The organism is Oribacterium sp., assembly GCF_057249185.1.
This window is the reverse complement of sequence record NZ_DBHIGR010000025.1, coordinates 1-16,786: the sequence shown is the minus strand read 5'-3', so window position 1 is coordinate 16,786 and position 16,786 is coordinate 1. Positions and strand designations below refer to the sequence as shown.

Genomic DNA, 16,786 nt, shown 5'->3' with positions numbered 1-16,786 from the left:
TAAAGAATGCCGCCGGCGCATGGAATGGGGAAGAGGAGAAAGCTTCCGCTTCCGATTTGGATAGTGAGGTATAAGGATGAATGAATTATTGTCGGGATTAAATGGCGGTTCCGTTCCTACCCTGGAACTGATCTACTTATTAACCCTTGTGGCTTTACTGCCTTCCATTGTGATTATGATGACTTCCTTCACCAGAATCATCATCATTTTATCCTTTACCAGAAACGCCATGGGTGTTCAGCAAACCCCTCCCAACATGGTTTTGGCGGGGATTGCTTTCTTTTTGACTCTCTACATCATGAGCCCCACCTTGAATAAAATTAATGCGGAGGCTTATGAACCCTATAAGAAGGGAACGGTTACCCAGGAAGAAGCTTTAAATATAATGGGAAAGGATATGAAGGAGTTTATGCTCCGAAATACGGAAAAGGCCACCCTGGATCGTTTTGTATCCATGAGTAAGGTGGAGCTGCAAAAGGATCCGAAGGATTATCCCTTAACCGTGGTAACCCCCGCTTTTATGACTTCGGAGCTGAAAAGAGGATTTACCGCCGGCTTTTTGATTTACCTGCCCTTCCTCTTAATTGACGTGGTAGTATCCACCACCTTGATGGCTATGGGTATGGTAATGCTGCCTCCCGCCATGGTGTCTATGCCCTTTAAGCTTTTGCTTTTTATCACCGTAGATGGATGGAACCTGCTTTTTTCCAGTGTGGTCAACAGTTTCCGATAGGGAAAGGGGAAGAAAATGCTGGATAGTGCGGAAATTTTAGATATTATGAACCAAACCTTTATGCTGTCCCTAAGGATTGCTATGCCCTTCCTTTTGGTGAGCATGATTTTGGGTATCGTGATTGCCATCTTTCAGGCGGCAACCTCCATCAATGAGCAGACGCTGACCTTTGTTCCGAAGCTTATTGCCATTATTATCATGCTGACGGTTTTGGGAGGAACCCTCTTAAAGACCATGCAGGATTTTTTCACCATGATTATGAAAATGGTGGCAGGAGGATAATATGCTGGTCTTATTTTCCTTTATTGTCATGCGAATGACAGGGGCCATTGCCTTTAATCCTGTCTTTGGAAGAACGGATTATCCCCGTCGCGCCAGGGCAGCTTTGATTTTTATGCTTTCCGCCATTTGCTATGTGCATATCGGCGGAGAGCTTCATCATATGCCGGGAAGTATTCTGGAGTATGGCTTTATGCTTTTAAAGGAACTTTTCGTAGGCTTCTGTCTGGGCTTTGCCATGGAGCTGGCCTTTACCTGCCTGCGTTTTGCCACATCCATTATGGACTTTTCCATGGGCTTAAACATGGCTCAGGTTTTCGACCCCCAAAGCGGATCCCAGGCTACGGTGAGTACGGGACTTTTCTACGGCTTTATGATGCTTTTATTTTTTTCCATGGACGGGCATCTGCGGTTTTTGGAGCTTTTGTTTCAAACCATTGACACCCATCCCTTTGGAGGAATTTCCATCAAGCTTTTATTGATGCCGAAGCTGATGCTTTCCCTCTTTGTGGCTTCCATGAAGATGGGCTTGGAGCTGGCCTTCCCGATTATGGGCTTGGAGCTGATGTCCGAGATTGCTTTGGGTATTCTTATGCGTATAATTCCCCAGATTAACATTTTCGCGGTGAACTTCCAGCTGAAAATTATTCTGGGCTTTTCCATGCTTTACTTCCTTTTGATTCCCATTACGGATAAGATGAAGGACTTTATAGCATTTGCCTTTGAGAGTCTGAATAAGGTCATGGGACTGCTTTAGAAAAAGTTATGAGATTGCTTTAGATAAAGTTATGGGATTGCTTTAGAAAAAAATTATGGGACGCTTTAGAAAAAAGTGGAAAAGGGCTCGAAAATTTAAGAATCCGTAAAATAGCAAGAGAAACAGCCAAGTTTAAGCAAAGGAAAAAACAGCCTAAAATCAGAAGAATTGAAATAATGAATATTTTTAATTTTTCTTTTGATTTTTCAGGGGAAAAGCATAAGCTGAATTAAAAAAAACTTAAAAACTAGTGAAATTGCCTATAGACGAATTGAAATGCATTAGCTAAACTCATCAAGATGTAAAAGAATAGGAATACCGGGGAAAGAGAGGGTTAACAGTGGCAGACGGCGACAAGACCGAAGCGCCTTCCGAAAAAAAGCGAAGTGACGCCAGAAAGGAAGGTAATGTTTTTCAAAGTAGAGACATTGTCACTGTAGCGGTTTTATTCGGCGTGTTTTATGCTGTCCGCTTTATGATGCCCTTCATCTATAAGGATTTGAGGAATTTTCTTTCCTATATTTTAGAACTTTTAGATGAGCCCAGCCCCATTTCCAATAAGCTGTACCTGCGCTTCACCTGGCTTTTTGTGAAGTCCGCCATGCCTTTGCTATTGGTGACCATGTTTTTGGGGGTAATAGCCAGCCTGGTACAGACCAGATTCAACATCAGTTTTAAATTATTAACGCCTAAGTTTTCCAAGCTAAACCCCATGCAGGGCTTAGGAAGGATTTTTTCCAAAAAAAATGTAGTGGAATTATTGAAGAATATTTTGAAGATTATTATTCTCATTAATTTCCTCTATTCCATCATTAAGGCGGATATCATTCCCATTGCCAAGATGGTGCACATGGACATTCAAAATTCCAGCCTGGCCCTGGTGTCCATGATGTTCGACCTGATTACCAGAGTTTGCGGAGTCTTTTTGATTATTGCCCTTTTCGACTTTATGTATCAGAAGTGGGAATATGAAAATAACTTAAAGATGACCAAGCAGGAAGTAAAAGATGAGTACAAGATGCTGGAAGGTAATCCGGAAATCAAGGGAAGAATGAAGCAGCAAATGCGTGCCAGAGCCAATCAGCGAATGATGCAGCAGGTTCCGGACGCGGATGTGATTATTCGAAACCCGGAACACCTGGCTATTGCCATTAAGTATGATCCGGACAAAAATACCGCCCCGGTGGTTCTGGCAAAGGGACAGGATGAATTGGCCCTGAGAATTGTGGCTGTAGGAGAAGCCAATGGTGTAACTGCTATTGAGAACAAGCCTCTGGCCCGGGCAATGTACCCCCTTTGTCATGTGGGCAAAGAAATCCCCGGAGATTTTTACGGGGCTGTAGCGGAAATCTTAGTGTATATCTACCAGAAAGAAAACAGACAGGATATTTTAGAAAAAGCGAAGGAAGATAACAGGGATGGTTAAAAACATTTTGCAAAATGGAGTAGTACTTTTTGTACTGGTTCTCATATTGCTCCTCATTATTCCCCTCCCCGCCATGATGGTTGACGTGGCGATTGTGGTGAATATGGCCATTTCCATGATGATTCTAGTGATTACCATGACGATTCGGGAACCGCTGGAATTGTCTATTTTCCCGTCCTTACTTTTAATTACCACCCTTTTCCGTTTGGGAATCAACGTTTCCACAACCAGAAATATCTTAACCAACGGCGGTTCTTCCGGAGCGATTATTAAGGCCTTCGGAGACTTCGTGGTACGAGGAAACGTGGTAGTAGGTTTGATTATTTACCTGATTATCGTATTGATGCAGTTTATCGTTATTACCAAGGGTGCGGAGCGTGTATCCGAAGTAGCAGCCCGATTCAAGTTGGATGCGATGCCCGGTAAGCAGATGGCCATTGACGCGGATCTTTCCTCCGGAATGATTACGGAGAAGCAGGCCAGAGAGCGGAGAGAGAAGATTCAGAGAGAATCCGACTTCTACGGTTCCATGGACGGTGCTACCAAGATTGTAAAGGGAGACGGTGTCATGTCTCTCATTACCACCGCCATCAACCTGGTGGGTGGTAGTATTATCGGTATTGTCCAGTCAGGACAGCCGGTGGCTACCGTGCTTTCTACCTATTCTATCGCCACCGTGGGAGACGGTCTGGTAGGACAGATTCCTTCTCTTTTGATTTCCGTTTCCACCGGTATGATTGTAACCCGTGCAGTATCCGAAGGCTCCTTAAATGAGGACGTTTCCAAGCAGTTCACCCAGCAGCCCCGTGCCATGATGATTACTGGAATTGCCATGGGCGTACTGATGCTGATTCCGGGAATGCCGATTTTACAGATTCTTCCTGTTGCCGGAGGCTTTATCGCGGCAGGATACTTCCTGGAAAAGAGAATCAAGGAAGAGCCGGAGCGGGCAAGGACGGAAGGGGAAGGTTTGTTACCCAGTATGGAAGCGCCTCCCCAGCCCCAGGAAGCCCAGGGAGAAGCAGCCCAGGCTCCTGCGGAATCCGAGGAGGATTACTTCAAGGATGTTAACAATGTTTACAACCTTCTACAGGTGGAACCCATTGAAATGGACTTCGGCTACAGCTTAATTCCCTTGGCGGATGAGTCCGTAGGAGGAAGATTGATTCAGAGAATCGTCATTTTCCGAAGACAGTATGCTCAGGATATCGGCTTTGTAGTACCCTCCATCCGTCTAAGAGATTCCTCCAGCCTGGGAACCAATGAATACAGCATTAAGATTAAGGGTGAGGAAATCGCCAAGGGTGAAATCCTGACAGATTATGTCCTGGCTTTGGAGCCGGACGATGTGGAGGATGCCATCGACGGAATTGAAACCATTGAGCCGGCCTACGGTATCCCTTCCAAGTGGATTCGACCGGAAAACCGGGAGAGGGCGGAGCTTTACGGTTATACGGTAATCGACCCGCTGTCCGTAATGCTTTCCCACTTATCGGAAACCATTAAACGGCATGCCTATGAGTTGATGACCAGACAGGAAGTGGTTCGTCTGGTGGAAAACTTAAAGAAAACCGCACCGGAGCTTTGTGAAGAAGCCTTTCCGGGAGTCATCAGCTACAACCTTTTGCAAAAGGTACTGACTACCCTTTTGCGAGAAGGGGTTTCCATCAAGGACTTGGAAACCATCGTAGAGACCATGTTTGAATGTATTAGCGAAACCGGATTGCCGGTGAAGGATACGGATCAGATTGTGGAAAAGGTTCGTGCTTCATTAAAGAGAACCATTACCAGAATGTATTGTGAAGACGGTAACATGAAGGTGATTACCCTGGATGCAGGACTGGAGAGAACCATGGTAAACTCTCTGGCCAGAGGAGAAAACGGCCTTTATCTGGCCTTAAGCCCGGAACTTTTACAGAGTCTGATTCGTCAGGTGGCGGAGGAAAGCAGGAAGTTTAATAATTTATCCAGTCCTCCTTTGATCCTCACCTCCCAGGTGATGCGCATTCATTTCTATCATTTGATAGAGCAGTTCTATCCCAATGTGCGGGTGCTTTCCTTTAATGAGGTAGCCAGCAACGTGCAGATTCAGGCCATCGGAAGCCTTCGTTTGGAGGATGACCTGGAGGAAAAGGGAACCGCTTAATTTAATAAAAAAAATTTTTAAAATCTTACTTGAGACTCTACTTTAAAAGACCTACATGCAGGAGTAAGAAAAAGAGTAGAGTACGAAGGGAAAGAGGGGTTGAGATTGAACGTGTTGAATTATTCCCAACTGGAAGAAAAATCAAATGAGGAGCTTTTTGCCCTCTATAAGGAGACCGGCTCCCAAGAGGTTAAGCAGGAGCTTACCATGCGCTACGTTTACATCGTGCGCTCTATTGCTTATCAAATGCGGGAAATGTACCATGATTTCATGCAGACCGATGATATCGTAAACGAAGGGGTAATCGAAATCATGCGGGCTATCGAACGCTATGATGAGAGTAAGGACAATAAGTTCGAGACCTTTATTTCCCGACGTATCAGGGGAATGGTTATTGATATGATGCGGAAAAATGACTGGCTTCCCCGAAATTTCCATAAGGACAGCCGTTCCATTGAAACCGCCACGGTAGAGCTGAACAATCGTCTGGGAAGAGCCCCTACGGATGAGGAGCTGGCAGACTATTTGAATATGAACGTAAAGAAGCTGCAGAAGATTCAGAGAATGAGCAACATGGTCAATGTGCTTTCTCTGGATATGACCTACGATGAGGGAAATGAAACCCTCCTGCAGATTCCTTCCGAGGATCACAGCACCCAACCGGAATTCAGCTTTATGCAGAAGGAAAATGTCCGCGCGCTGACAGAGGCCATTGAATCCTTACAGGAAAAGGAAAAACTGGTTATTTCCTTATATTATGTGGAAGAATTGAATATGAACCAGATTGCGGAGGTAATGGAAGTATCTCAGCCCCGCGTATCCCAGCTGCATAGCATTGCTATCCGCAAGCTGCGGAAGTATATGGGTGAACATGGAGAGGACTAAGCGATGCTTAGTCCTTTTTTGATAGGAGAAGAAAAGGAAGGGCAGGGGATGCCTGAAGAATAGGGGGATGGAAAAAGACAGGTCAGCCGGCTAGCGGAAGAGGAAGGAGAAAAGAGCGGCATGGGACGCCTGAAGGATAGGGGGAACGCGAAAGACACGCTCCCGCTAAACCTCGCCTCGTAGCGGTACTAAGGAGTAAGCTTCGTTTCACTTGCTTCCTCCAAGTACCGACGGGCTCACATTGTCTTTCGCGTTCCCCCTATTCTTCAGGCTGTTGGCATGCCCACTTTTGGGTTTTCTTTTTTTCTACTTCTTTCAAAAACGGATGGGTTCACATCGTCTTTCTCCATTCTACACTTACCCGCCAGTCTATTGACACGCCAAGTCATCCACACTTTCTCTGTGTGTAGTTCGCCGTGCTTTGTATGGTTTTCGATGACTATGAAATATTGGACATCTCTTACTGAGTCTATTATTCATGGGCAAGTAAATTCAAAAATTGATTGGGACTTAGGGCTTTTACTTCGGAGTTCAAGAAATCTTTACCATTGCAAGTGATAATAAAGTCTGCTTCAGCTTCTAATGCACATTTAGATTGTAAACAATCCTCAAAATCCAGAAATGCAGTACGATTAATAGCATCAAGAACTTCCATTTGAGAGGTACCAACTATGGTAAAGATAGAGCATAATTCCCTTAAGGCAGATCTTTTTCTCTCATCATCATATTTCCGAAGAACAAACCATATGGTTGGTAAACATTGTAAGGAAATATAGCCCTCATACTGGCCGAAGGCGCAAGATTTAATGATTTCTTTAGAAGCTTCTAATTCATTGTCCTCTCGATTGGTGATGTAATTCAAAAGGACATTGGTATCAAGAAAAATCTTTATATTTTTCTTGAGTAGCATTTGCTCGTTCTTTGTCATAATCCAAGGCTCCTTCTGCAGATAATCTTAATTTTTCAAGACGTTGAAAGGCTTCCATTTTTTCTTTTTTAGGCAAAGCTTCATCCTTGCGGGGAGCACAGACTACAAAAGGTATACTTCTCTCCCTAAGTGCAGTTTTGGTATAGGTTTCATAAAAGCTTTGCTTACTTTGTCCCATTTCACCAAGCATTTCATCCAACTCATCATAGATGTGATCTTCCAAACGAATACTGATGGTTTTCATAAATTTCCACCTCCAATGTTTTTTACTATTAACCTGATAATAAGGGAATTCCATTCAAAAAGCAATAAAATGCAACAGAAATGCAATGATTAATTTCAAATGAATGTATTTACGATTCAATACTAATAAACGATATTGACTAAGAAAGTGAAATAAAGAGTGGGAAGCTAACAGCCCGAAGGAGAGGGGAAGGAAGAAAGCCAATGTGAGCCAGACAGCACTTCGGGAAAGCAGAGAAAAGGGAGAGTGGAAAAGCAGAGTAGGGCAAATCAGCCTGAAGGGTAGGGGGGAGGAAGAAAGAAATGCGAGCATGACGGTACATCGAGAAAGTGAAGAAAAATGAGGGGGAGAGTAGTAAAAAGTAGGGCAAATCAGCCTGAAGGGTAGGGGGGAGGAAGAAAGACAATGTGAGCCCGTCGGTACTTGGAGGAAGCAAGTGAAACGAAGCTTACTCCTTAGTACCGCTACGAGGCGAGGTTTAGCGAGAGCGTGTCTTTCTTCCTCCCCCCTACCCTTCAGGCGCCCCAGCTCACATTTCATTTTCTCCATTTCCCCCCAAATCCCCCTTAATATTTTCCCAAAGCCTGTCGATATAAGAGAGAAGATTAAAGATTCATGTCTTCAGAAAGGAAAAGGAATGTATCAAGGATTCTATGACTTAGCCTCCGGGATGATTACCCAAAGGAGAAATCTAAACAATATCAGTAACAACATGGTGAATATCCAGACCTCCGGATATAAGAAAGACACCATGGTGAGCAGCACATTTAAAGAAGAAATGATGATTCGGACCGGAAAATACAATAAGAAGAGACCTGAGGATTTGGCGGTGGCTTCCAGAATCAAGTCCGCCTCCAAGACCTATACGGATTATGAGCAGGGTTCCTATGAGCTTACGGACGGAATATACGATACCGCCATTTCCGGAAAGGGATTTTTCGCGGTCAGCACCCCCCAGGGAACCCGCTATACCAGAGGAGGAGCCTTCTCTGTGAATGAAAACGGTGTGTTAGAGCTGGCAGGGATTGGAAAAGTACAGAGTGAGGAAGGTCACGATATCGTGCTTCCCAATGATAACTTTGCCATCGATCCGGACGGTTCCATCTTTGATCCCAACAGTACGGGTAATACCAGAACCGTTTACGGTACTCTGAAGGTGGTAGATTTTGCGGATTATAACGCTTTACATAAGGAGGACAATAACCTCTTTTCCACCAATCAGACGGAGCTGAAAAAGCCGGCAGACAGCAGTATTAACTGGAAAATGCTGGAAAAATCCAATGTAAACATGGTGGATGAAATGACTACCATGATGAGTTCCCAAAGAGCACTGCAAAGTGCGGCACAGATGCTGAGAATGTATGACACGGTAATGGCTAAAGCCAGTTCCGATGTGGGACGAATTTAAATATAAGGAGAAACTAAGATGAATATGTCCTTCTATGTGGGGGCTCTGGGAGCAGATGCCAGCCAAAAGAAGATGGGAGTTATTTCCAATAACCTTGCCAATATCAACAATACCGCTTTTAAGCCGAAAAATGCTATTTTTTCCGACCTGATTAACTATAACTTAAACGATTCTCCGGAAGCAAAGACCGATTTGCAGGCAGAGGCGGGAACCGCAGTGGTTCGTACCAATACGGAGTATAGTCCTGCGGCTTTTCATACTACAGGACAGCCTAATGACTATGCTATCGGAAATGCCAATGCTTTCTTTAAATTACAGGATCCGTCCTCAGGGGAGATTACTTATACCAGAAACGGACACTTCCACGCAGGAGAAATGCCGGATGGAAAGTTCTATCTTTTTACAGAGTCCGGAAAGCATGTTTTGGATGAAAACGGAAAGAAGATGCTGGCGGATGACACCGCTTTAAAGGCGATTGAAGCGGCAGGACAGACCGGTGGAAATACGGCAAATGCCAACAATGCCACCGAGGAAGTAAAGCAGAAAATTGGTGTTTATACAATCAACTATCCGAGCCGATTAGTAAATAAGGGCGATAATGAGTTGGCGATTCGTCCGGGAGACCAAAACAACAAAGATTCTGTAATACAGAATCCTATTTTGGAGTCCGGAACACTGGAAAGCTCCGGAACCGATATGGCAAAGGAGATGACCAGACTGATTGAAAGCCAGAGAGCCTTTACTTATGCCTTAAAGATGGTTCAGACCTCCGATGAAGTGGAAGGTACCATCAACCAGCTTAGAGGATAATAGCTAAAGACTTACTCATTCTTTCAAAGCAGAGGAACCAAGGAATGGAAGGAAAGAGAATCCAAAGGAGTGGAGTAAAGAATGAAGATTAATCGTTATGAAGACATGAACCTTCAGGAACTGGATGTGATGAAGGAGATTGGAAGTATAGGAACGGGACATGCAGCAACGGCCCTTTCCCAATTACTCCAAAAAGAAGTGCGGATTACCATTCCCCAGGTGCAGATTTTGGGCTATAACGGGGCGGTAAAACGAATCGGTGATGAGGAAGAAATCGTAGGAGCAACTCTGGTACAAATGTCCGGAGATTTAAACGGCTTGATGCTTTTCCTCTATGACCGAAACTTTGCCAATACGGTTTTGGAAAAACTGTTGGATAAGAACTACGACAAATTTGCCGAGATGGATTCCATGGCCTTTTCCGCACTGGCGGAGGTGGGAAATATCGTCATTTGCTCCTACATCAACGCCTTCTCGGATTTGGTGCATGTGGACTTAAATCTGTCGGTGCCCAGCAGTACAGTGAATATGCTGGGAGGAATTCTTACCGTTCCTATGGTGGAGTTTGGCTATGAAACGGATAAGCTGATGTACTGTAATGCGGAATTTGTCATGGATGGCAAAAGTCTTCCCTCGTGGCTTTTGATGTTACCTGATATAAGCTCCTTGAATACGATTCTGGAAAAGCTGGGAGTGTAAACCATGCTTTTGGAGAAACAACTCAAGGTAGGGATTGGCGACATGAAGCTGACCCGAGGAGAGGGAGTGATCATTACCTACGCTTTAGGCTCCTGTATAGGACTGGCCTTTTATGATTCTTATATCAAGCTGGGGGCACTACTTCATATCATGTTGCCGGAACAGGTCAATTTATCGGATCCCAACGTATTCAAATATGCGGATACCGGGATTAGGGAAACCCTCCGGAAAATGGCAGCCTTCGGTATGGTGAAAAGCCGTACCACGGTGAAAATCGCAGGAGGGGCCAAGATGTTCGAAATCAGCGGAAATGCGGGCTTCGGAAACATTGGACAGCGAAATATTGAAAGTGTTAAAAAAATTCTTCGGGAAGAGGGAATACAGCTGGTGGCGGAAGACACCGGCGCAAATTATGCAAGGACCATGAGTCTGGACACCGGAACGGGGGAAGTGTTGATACGGACCTACGGACGGGATGATGTTCGGATTTAAGGATAGATAACAAACTGTAATGCGGGCAAGAGGCTAGTCCCGGGTTCAGGGAAGAACGAAAAGGGAGAGGATTATAGAAATGAAGAAGAAAAACGAAAAGGAAGGCATTTTATTAGAGTCCGGAACCAACGAAATTGAGATTATGAAGTTTCGTGTTCTGGGAGAGTTTTACGGAATCAATGTGGCTAAGGTAAAAGAAATCATGATGACTGAGAAGATTAAGCCTATGCCCCATTCTCATCCTTCCGTAGAGGGATTTTTCAAGCCGAGAGAGCAGCTGATTACCGTAATCAATCTGGCGAACTATCTGACCGGCGCTACACCGGAGCAGGGAGCAAGAGATCTGTTCATCATCACTCATTTTAATAAAATGATGGTAGCTTTCCGTGTGGATTCTATTGAGGGTATCAGCCGTATTTCCTGGCAGAGCATCCAGAAGCCGGATCGTACCTTGGCAAATGGTGCAGAATCCGTAGCTACCGGTATTGCTCAGTGCGATAACCAGCTGGTAACCATTCTGGATTTCGAGAAGATTGTTGCGGAAATTTCTCCGGAAACCAGCATTCAGATTGAAGAAATTGAGCAGATGGGTGAAAGAGATATTACCACAGCGCCGGTAGTCATTGCAGAAGACTCTGTTCTTCTTCAGAAAATGATTGGCACTTCCTTGCAGAAGGCAGGCTTTAAGGATGTTAAAATCTTTAACAACGGACAGGAGTGCTGGGATTACCTTTCTTCTCTCCGGAATGACCCTGACCTTTACAAAAAGGCAAATATATTAATTACCGATATTGAGATGCCGATTATGGACGGACATCGCCTTACCAAGCTGGTAAAAGAAGATATGCGTCTAAAGAGAATTCCTGTTGTAATCTTCTCTTCCTTAATTAACGATCAGATGCGTATTAAAGGAAAAGAGTTGGGAGCGGACGAGCAGCTGACCAAGCCGGAAATCGGCCATCTGGTAGAGGTTTTGGACGTTTTAATCAAGCGCTTCTTGGAGTCTGAGCATGCAGGCTTCAGAAATGAAGAGTAATCAGGAAAAATTTCACTGAACGGTAGAGTAGTTTGGAAAGTTTTATGGAACGGCAGAGTATGACGAGTGGCTTATACTGAACAGTAGAGAATGTTAGAAAAATTTCACTGGACAGAAGTGAAAAGATATAATAAGAATTGAGATGGACCAAGGACGGAGGAGCACTTTCAGGAAGAAAGAAGTTCTTTCGTCCTTTTTGTTCAATATACTATACATTGGATTTTGAATTGGGTATAATGGAGGAGATAAGGGATGAAGATTAAAGGATTTATGCAGAAGGAGACAAAGACTCTTTCCCGAAACGGAAAGGACGCTTTGTCCCGTTGTCGCTTTTCCAAAAAAAGTGCGGCTTTCCTGTTCGGTCTTTCCGCATTGTGTTTATCCGCAGTGCCGGCCTTTGCAGAGGTCAGTGCTTCGGACGGAGAATGGGTGCAGCAGGGAGAATCTTGGTATTTTATGCTGGGGCCGAATACTCCTTTGGAAAATGAGTGGATTAACTATAACGGACAGTCCTACCATATCGGAAGCGGCGGCCTGATGACCACAGGAAAGTATGTGGATTCGGAGGATAAGACAGAGTACTTCTTTGATCAGGACGGAAGACTTTTGGAAGAAGAGTTTTCCAAGGACGGTAAGACCTATATCGGGAAGGAAGGAAAAGAGCTTGTAAACTTCAATAAGTATCGTCAGATGCTTAGAGAAGAACTGGAAAAGGACAAGACCAAGGACTTCGGAAAGAAGCGGGCGGTGGATGTGGCTGATCCGGAAAGCTCCGAAAAGACTCTCGCCGGAGAGGAAGTTTTTCCAAAATCCTTTGCCTTAATTGATATGGATCAGGACGGCTATAAGGATCTTGTCCTCTATAAAGAAGCCGTGGAAGAGGGAAAAGAAGAACCGAAATCCGTATTATCCGTTATCCTCTATCAAGAGAAGTTACCAGAGCAGAAGGGAAGTTCTGTAGCACAGAACAAGGAGAGAAGCCTTGCGGCCCTTTTAGAAGAGGAAGCCAACGGCGCTTATCAGGTAGAACTGAGAAAGAACAACTTAACGGGAGAGCCGGTAGTTTATCGGCATAACGGAAACAGTGATTCCATTTTCCGTGTCACAAAGAATGCGGGATTGGAGCAGATTTTCTCCCTGTCCACCGGGGCAAATGCCTACGGAGACCCGGAGTATCGTTCATTTTCCGACAGTATCTCCCAATCCTTGTACCAAAGTGAGCTGCTGACCTTGAAGAACCAATATGGGGAAAGCTATCCGGGAAAGCGTTTTAATCTGGATGAGGCAGGTATCACCGAGGGCTTAAAGAACTTTACAAAGGAAGAACTTTCTTTCTATTCATCACAGGAAGATGCATAAGAAAAATCTTTTCCCTAAGCATGCTGTTTCGTTTGCTTAGTCAGGATTTTTTGATGCAGGGAGGTTCATTTTGTCAATCATTATCACAGTATCCAATCAAAAGGGAGGCGTAGGAAAAACCACCACCTCGGCAGCCATCTGCGCAGGACTGGCAGACCGTGGAGCGAAGGTTTTGGGCATTGATTTAGACCCACAGGGAAACTTAGGCTTTTGTATGGGCTTAGAGGGAAGCAACCCCACCACCATATTGGATGCCTTACAGGGCAAGGTTCGGGTGCAGCAGGCGATTCGCCGACTGAAAAAATGCGATATTTTACCCTCCGACATTTCTCTTTCCACCACAGGACTGGAAAAGCTGGCTCCCGGAAAGCGGGAAGTGGCTTTGAAGGAAATGCTGCAACCCCTGATGGATTACTATGATTATGTGGTGATTGATACTCCCCCGGCATTGAATTTATTAACCATCAATGCCTATGCCGTATCGAATTTCTTAATTATTCCCATGTCCTCGGATATCCTGTCTTTGGTAGGATTGTCACAGCTAAGGGAAACCATTGATACGGTAAAACAGGGGCTTAATAAGGATTTAAAGGTCTTAGGGATTCTTTTGAACAAGTTTGACAAGAGAACCACTTTGGCAAGAGACGTGGAGGAAATGGCAGGAGGCCTAGCGGAACAGATTTCCACCAAGGTTTTCGAAACGAAGATTCGTCCCGGAGTGGCCATTGCGGAAGCGCCGGCCCATGGGGAAGATATCTTTTCCTATAACAAACGTTCTCCTGCGGTAACCGATTACGCAAGATTCATTGAGGAAATCGCAGAGGATATCCATTTAAGAGAGGTGATCGGATAATGGCTACAAAGAAGACAACGAAATCCAACAAAACATCCCATGTGTTGAATTTATTAACCTCCGCTCCTGCAGCGGAAGAAGGGGTAGAGCAGGCCGGAGGAAGTGCACAGGCAAATGCCGGAGGAAATGCTTCCGGCGGGGCAGGAGTAACGCTTGATTCCAATATGCTTTCCGACTTCCATGAGGCGGCAAAGAAGACCAAAGAGGCTGCAGAGCACTTTGACGGTGCGGTAAGTAACTTCCAATCTGCTGTGGAAAACTTCGATGTGAAGGAAGAGCAGATAAAGGAAGAACATAAGAAAGAGGCCGAGGAGGCAGAAAAGCAGAAAGAGGAAAAGCAGAAAGAAGAACTGCAAAGAGCTTTAGAAGAGGAAAGCAAGGCGGAGAATCAGGAGAAAGAAGAGCCGGCATCCCTTCCTTCCTACAAGAAGAGTAAGATTACCGTTATTGATGAATCTTCCGAAAATGATAAAATCACCAATGAAATTCAGTTGAATCTGGAGAAGAAGCTTCTGGCGGAATATGATGAGCCGGAACCTGAGTTCCACATTGTCAATGTGATGCTGGATATCCTTAAAACCAAGGATGTACGAGGGCTGATTCAAAAGCACGGAGGCTGTACCTGTGATAAGTGTATCGCCGATGTGACTGCCCTGTCTCTCACCCAGCTTCCTGCGAAATATGTGGTGCTGGATAAGGATAAGACCTCTCCTATGATCGGTTTCTATCAGAGCAAGTACCAGTCTGATATTTTTGTAGCGATGTTAAAGGCGGTACTGGAGGTTAAGATGCATCCTCACCATGATCCGAACAGAGGTAGAGACACTACCAAGTTTGACGCGGAGGAGAGAAAGAATCTGAAGAACAGTCAGGGGATAGCATAAGGATGTCCTTTTTCTGTAGCGGTTTAGAGATATGCGGAATAAAGGGAAATATTGTATTTTCCGATGTTGCTCGATTACTACAAAAACCCGAAATTGATTCAAAAAATTATATAAACAATTTATATTTTTTTAAGGGCTTTCCGAAAGGGAAGCTCTTGTTTTATTTGTATTTATAATGATACAATTATTCCCAGTAAATAGATGGGATATAAAAGAAATATCCCATTTAAACCGGTACAGTTAGCAAAGAAAGGAATTTTTATGGCATACGGATTACAGGAACAGTATGGATTGTTTATTGACGGAGAGTTTTGCGAGAGTTCGGATAAGGCGACCTTTACCACCTATTCTCCTGCTACAGGAGAGGCGTTGGCCAAGGTGGCTGAGGCGACCAGAGAAGATGTGGATAGAGCAGTAAATGCGGCATGGAAGGCCTTTGACAGCTGGAAGAAGCTGGATAAAATTCAGCGTTCCAAGATTCTTTTGGATATTGCGGATGTGATTGACAAAAATAAGGAGCATCTGGCAAAGGTGGAGAGCTTGGATAACGGAAAGCCCATCCGGGAAACCATGAATATTGATGTTCCCTTTGCGGCAGACCACTTCCGTTATTTTGCGGGAGCTATCCGTACGGAGGAGGATTCTGCCAGCTTCTTTGATGAAAATACCCTTTCCTTAATCATTCGGGAGCCCATCGGCGTAGTGGGACAGATTGTACCCTGGAACTTCCCCTTCCTGATGGCGGCTTGGAAGCTGGCACCGGTACTGGCTTCTGGATGCTGTACCGTTTTAAAAACCAGCTCAGCCACACCCCTTAGTGTATTGGAGTTGATGAAGCTGATTAAGGATATTGTACCCAAGGGTGTGATTAACATTATCTCCGGTGCAGGCTCCAAGTCCGGACAGTACATGCTGGAGCATAAGGGCTTCAGAAAGCTGGCCTTCACCGGTTCTACAGAGGTGGGCTACAGCGTGGCAAAGGCTGCGGCAGAAAAGCTGATTCCGGCAACTCTGGAGCTTGGAGGAAAGTCTGCCAATATCTTCTTCCCGGATTGTGATTTCGATATGGCTATCGACGGTTTACAGCTTGGTATCCTCTTTAACCAGGGACAGGTTTGCTGTGCAGGCTCCCGTGTCTTTGTCCATGAGGACATTTACGACCGCTTCGTAGAGGCTGCGGTAGAGCAGTTCAATAAGGTGAAGGTGGGAAATCCTTTGGATCCGGATACCCAGATGGGCTCTCAGGTCAATGACAGACAGGTAGAGAAGATTCAGTCCTGCGTGGACATCGCTGTACAGGACGGTGCTAAGATTGCCTGCGGCGGAAGAGTTTTTGATGAGGGAGAGCTTTCCAAGGGTGCCTTCTACAGACCTACACTATTAGTGAATGTAGACAACAGCATGAAGGCGGCAAGAGAAGAAATCTTTGGACCGGTAGCGGTTATCATCAAGTTTAAGACAGAGGAAGAAGTGATTGCCATGGCAAATGACTCCGACTTCGGCTTGGGCGGTGCAGTATGGACCAGAGACATTAACCGGGCTATCCGGGTATCCAGAGCTATTGAAACCGGAAGAATGTGGGTTAATACCTACAATGCCATTCCGGCAGGAGCCCCCTTCGGCGGCTACAAGACCTCCGGCGTGGGAAGAGAAACCCATAAGGTTATCTTGGAACACTACACCCAGATGAAGAATATTTTGATTAACCTGAAGGAAGAGCCCTCCGGCTTCTATCCGAAGAAGTAAAATACGAAATATCTAAACAAATTTCCAAAGAACAAAATAGAGAAGAGGCTGTAAAAAATCAAAATAGTTTTCTAAGCAATATAGGTCTAAATTTGGGGCAC

Annotated in this window: 18 protein-coding genes; 16 read left to right on the top strand and 2 right to left on the bottom strand. The window is 44.9% G+C overall.

What is annotated here, in order from left to right; genetic code table 11:
- The first annotated feature begins 76 nt into the window (after positions 1-76).
- From fliP to ACO4PX_RS02735, 6 genes are all read left to right on the top strand, one after another.
- Positions 77-733 carry a flagellar type III secretion system pore protein FliP gene (gene fliP, locus ACO4PX_RS02760; protein WP_308579542.1) on the top strand — a complete coding sequence of 219 codons (657 nt, stop codon included), beginning with the start codon at positions 77-79 and terminating at the stop codon, positions 731-733.
- 15 nt (positions 734-748) lie between these two features.
- The gene (locus ACO4PX_RS02755) at positions 749-1,015 is read left to right on the top strand and encodes a flagellar biosynthetic protein FliQ (RefSeq protein ID WP_007156864.1); all 267 of its coding nucleotides are present in this window, start codon (positions 749-751) and stop codon (positions 1,013-1,015) included.
- Between the two features lies 1 nt (position 1,016).
- Entirely contained in the window at positions 1,017-1,769 is a 753-nt protein-coding gene (locus ACO4PX_RS02750) for a flagellar biosynthetic protein FliR (protein ID WP_007156863.1), read from the top strand.
- A gap of 340 nt (positions 1,770-2,109) precedes the next feature.
- Positions 2,110-3,195: a flagellar biosynthesis protein FlhB gene (flhB, locus tag ACO4PX_RS02745; protein WP_485571294.1), complete on the top strand. Its 1,086-nt coding sequence runs from the start codon at positions 2,110-2,112 to the stop codon at positions 3,193-3,195.
- The gene (gene flhA / locus ACO4PX_RS02740; protein ID WP_485571292.1) at positions 3,188-5,341 is read left to right on the top strand and encodes a flagellar biosynthesis protein FlhA; all 2,154 of its coding nucleotides are present in this window, start codon (positions 3,188-3,190) and stop codon (positions 5,339-5,341) included. The genes flhB and flhA overlap by 8 nt, the downstream gene beginning before the upstream one ends.
- A 105-nt stretch (positions 5,342-5,446) precedes the next feature.
- Positions 5,447-6,226 (top strand): sigma-70 family RNA polymerase sigma factor, encoded by a 780-nt coding sequence (locus ACO4PX_RS02735; protein ID WP_007156860.1) that lies wholly within the window; start codon positions 5,447-5,449, stop codon positions 6,224-6,226.
- Positions 6,227-6,698: 472 nt separating this feature from the next.
- On the opposite strand, the gene ACO4PX_RS02730 is transcribed toward ACO4PX_RS02735, so the two are convergent.
- Both ACO4PX_RS02730 and ACO4PX_RS02725 read right to left on the bottom strand, forming a co-directional pair.
- Positions 6,699-7,154, bottom strand: a complete 456-nt coding sequence (locus tag ACO4PX_RS02730; RefSeq protein ID WP_485531952.1) for a type II toxin-antitoxin system VapC family toxin — start codon at positions 7,152-7,154, stop codon at positions 6,699-6,701.
- Positions 7,102-7,398 (bottom strand): antitoxin, encoded by a 297-nt coding sequence (locus ACO4PX_RS02725; protein WP_455017729.1) that lies wholly within the window; start codon positions 7,396-7,398, stop codon positions 7,102-7,104. Before ACO4PX_RS02725 ends, ACO4PX_RS02730 begins: the two co-directional genes overlap by 53 nt.
- A gap of 205 nt (positions 7,399-7,603) precedes the next feature.
- Here ACO4PX_RS02725 and ACO4PX_RS02720 point away from each other — a divergent pair, with 205 nt between their 5' ends.
- From ACO4PX_RS02720 to ACO4PX_RS02675, 10 genes are all read left to right on the top strand, one after another.
- Positions 7,604-7,741 (top strand): hypothetical protein, encoded by a 138-nt coding sequence (locus ACO4PX_RS02720; protein ID WP_315365965.1) that lies wholly within the window; start codon positions 7,604-7,606, stop codon positions 7,739-7,741.
- Positions 7,742-8,035: 294 nt separating this feature from the next.
- Entirely contained in the window at positions 8,036-8,806 is a 771-nt protein-coding gene (locus ACO4PX_RS02715; protein ID WP_485571290.1) for a flagellar hook-basal body protein, read from the top strand.
- Positions 8,807-8,824: 18 nt separating this feature from the next.
- Positions 8,825-9,616: a flagellar hook-basal body protein gene (locus ACO4PX_RS02710; protein WP_007156853.1), complete on the top strand. Its 792-nt coding sequence runs from the start codon at positions 8,825-8,827 to the stop codon at positions 9,614-9,616.
- A gap of 81 nt (positions 9,617-9,697) precedes the next feature.
- Positions 9,698-10,315 carry a chemotaxis protein CheC gene (locus ACO4PX_RS02705; RefSeq protein ID WP_007156852.1) on the top strand — a complete coding sequence of 206 codons (618 nt, stop codon included), beginning with the start codon at positions 9,698-9,700 and terminating at the stop codon, positions 10,313-10,315.
- Between the two features lie 3 nt (positions 10,316-10,318).
- Positions 10,319-10,807: a chemotaxis protein CheD gene (locus tag ACO4PX_RS02700; RefSeq protein WP_007156851.1), complete on the top strand. Its 489-nt coding sequence runs from the start codon at positions 10,319-10,321 to the stop codon at positions 10,805-10,807.
- A gap of 79 nt (positions 10,808-10,886) precedes the next feature.
- A complete protein-coding gene (locus ACO4PX_RS02695) occupies positions 10,887-11,843 on the top strand; it encodes a chemotaxis protein (RefSeq protein WP_183682913.1) in 957 nt (318 codons plus the stop codon).
- Positions 11,844-12,095: 252 nt separating this feature from the next.
- Positions 12,096-13,202 carry a hypothetical protein gene (locus tag ACO4PX_RS02690; protein WP_485571288.1) on the top strand — a complete coding sequence of 369 codons (1,107 nt, stop codon included), beginning with the start codon at positions 12,096-12,098 and terminating at the stop codon, positions 13,200-13,202.
- A gap of 70 nt (positions 13,203-13,272) precedes the next feature.
- Positions 13,273-14,055 carry a ParA family protein gene (locus ACO4PX_RS02685; RefSeq protein WP_007156848.1) on the top strand — a complete coding sequence of 261 codons (783 nt, stop codon included), beginning with the start codon at positions 13,273-13,275 and terminating at the stop codon, positions 14,053-14,055.
- Positions 14,055-14,939 carry a late competence development ComFB family protein gene (locus ACO4PX_RS02680; protein WP_485571286.1) on the top strand — a complete coding sequence of 295 codons (885 nt, stop codon included), beginning with the start codon at positions 14,055-14,057 and terminating at the stop codon, positions 14,937-14,939. The genes ACO4PX_RS02685 and ACO4PX_RS02680 overlap by 1 nt, the downstream gene beginning before the upstream one ends.
- Before the next feature lie 261 nt (positions 14,940-15,200).
- A complete protein-coding gene (locus ACO4PX_RS02675) occupies positions 15,201-16,685 on the top strand; it encodes an aldehyde dehydrogenase family protein (protein WP_314345573.1) in 1,485 nt (494 codons plus the stop codon).
- Positions 16,686-16,786 lie beyond the last annotated feature (101 nt).

Excerpts from the sequence above, each read along its gene's own strand:
- ACO4PX_RS02695 (WP_183682913.1), top strand. The coding sequence starts at position 10,887 with ATGAAGAAGAAAAACGAAAAGGAAGGCATTTTATTAGAGTCCGGAACC.
- ACO4PX_RS02750 (WP_007156863.1), top strand. The coding sequence starts at position 1,017 with ATGCTGGTCTTATTTTCCTTTATTGTCATGCGAATGACAGGGGCCATT.
- ACO4PX_RS02700 (WP_007156851.1), top strand. The coding sequence starts at position 10,319 with ATGCTTTTGGAGAAACAACTCAAGGTAGGGATTGGCGACATGAAGCTG.
- fliP (WP_308579542.1), top strand. The coding sequence starts at position 77 with ATGAATGAATTATTGTCGGGATTAAATGGCGGTTCCGTTCCTACCCTG.
- ACO4PX_RS02725 (WP_455017729.1), bottom strand. The coding sequence starts at position 7,398 with ATGAAAACCATCAGTATTCGTTTGGAAGATCACATCTATGATGAGTTG.
- ACO4PX_RS02705 (WP_007156852.1), top strand. The coding sequence starts at position 9,698 with ATGAAGATTAATCGTTATGAAGACATGAACCTTCAGGAACTGGATGTG.
- ACO4PX_RS02755 (WP_007156864.1), top strand. The coding sequence starts at position 749 with ATGCTGGATAGTGCGGAAATTTTAGATATTATGAACCAAACCTTTATG.
- ACO4PX_RS02680 (WP_485571286.1), top strand. The coding sequence starts at position 14,055 with ATGGCTACAAAGAAGACAACGAAATCCAACAAAACATCCCATGTGTTG.
- ACO4PX_RS02730 (WP_485531952.1), bottom strand. The coding sequence starts at position 7,154 with ATGACAAAGAACGAGCAAATGCTACTCAAGAAAAATATAAAGATTTTT.
- ACO4PX_RS02710 (WP_007156853.1), top strand. The coding sequence starts at position 8,825 with ATGAATATGTCCTTCTATGTGGGGGCTCTGGGAGCAGATGCCAGCCAA.
- ACO4PX_RS02715 (WP_485571290.1), top strand. The coding sequence starts at position 8,036 with ATGTATCAAGGATTCTATGACTTAGCCTCCGGGATGATTACCCAAAGG.
- flhA (WP_485571292.1), top strand. The coding sequence starts at position 3,188 with ATGGTTAAAAACATTTTGCAAAATGGAGTAGTACTTTTTGTACTGGTT.
- ACO4PX_RS02675 (WP_314345573.1), top strand. The coding sequence starts at position 15,201 with ATGGCATACGGATTACAGGAACAGTATGGATTGTTTATTGACGGAGAG.
- ACO4PX_RS02690 (WP_485571288.1), top strand. The coding sequence starts at position 12,096 with ATGAAGATTAAAGGATTTATGCAGAAGGAGACAAAGACTCTTTCCCGA.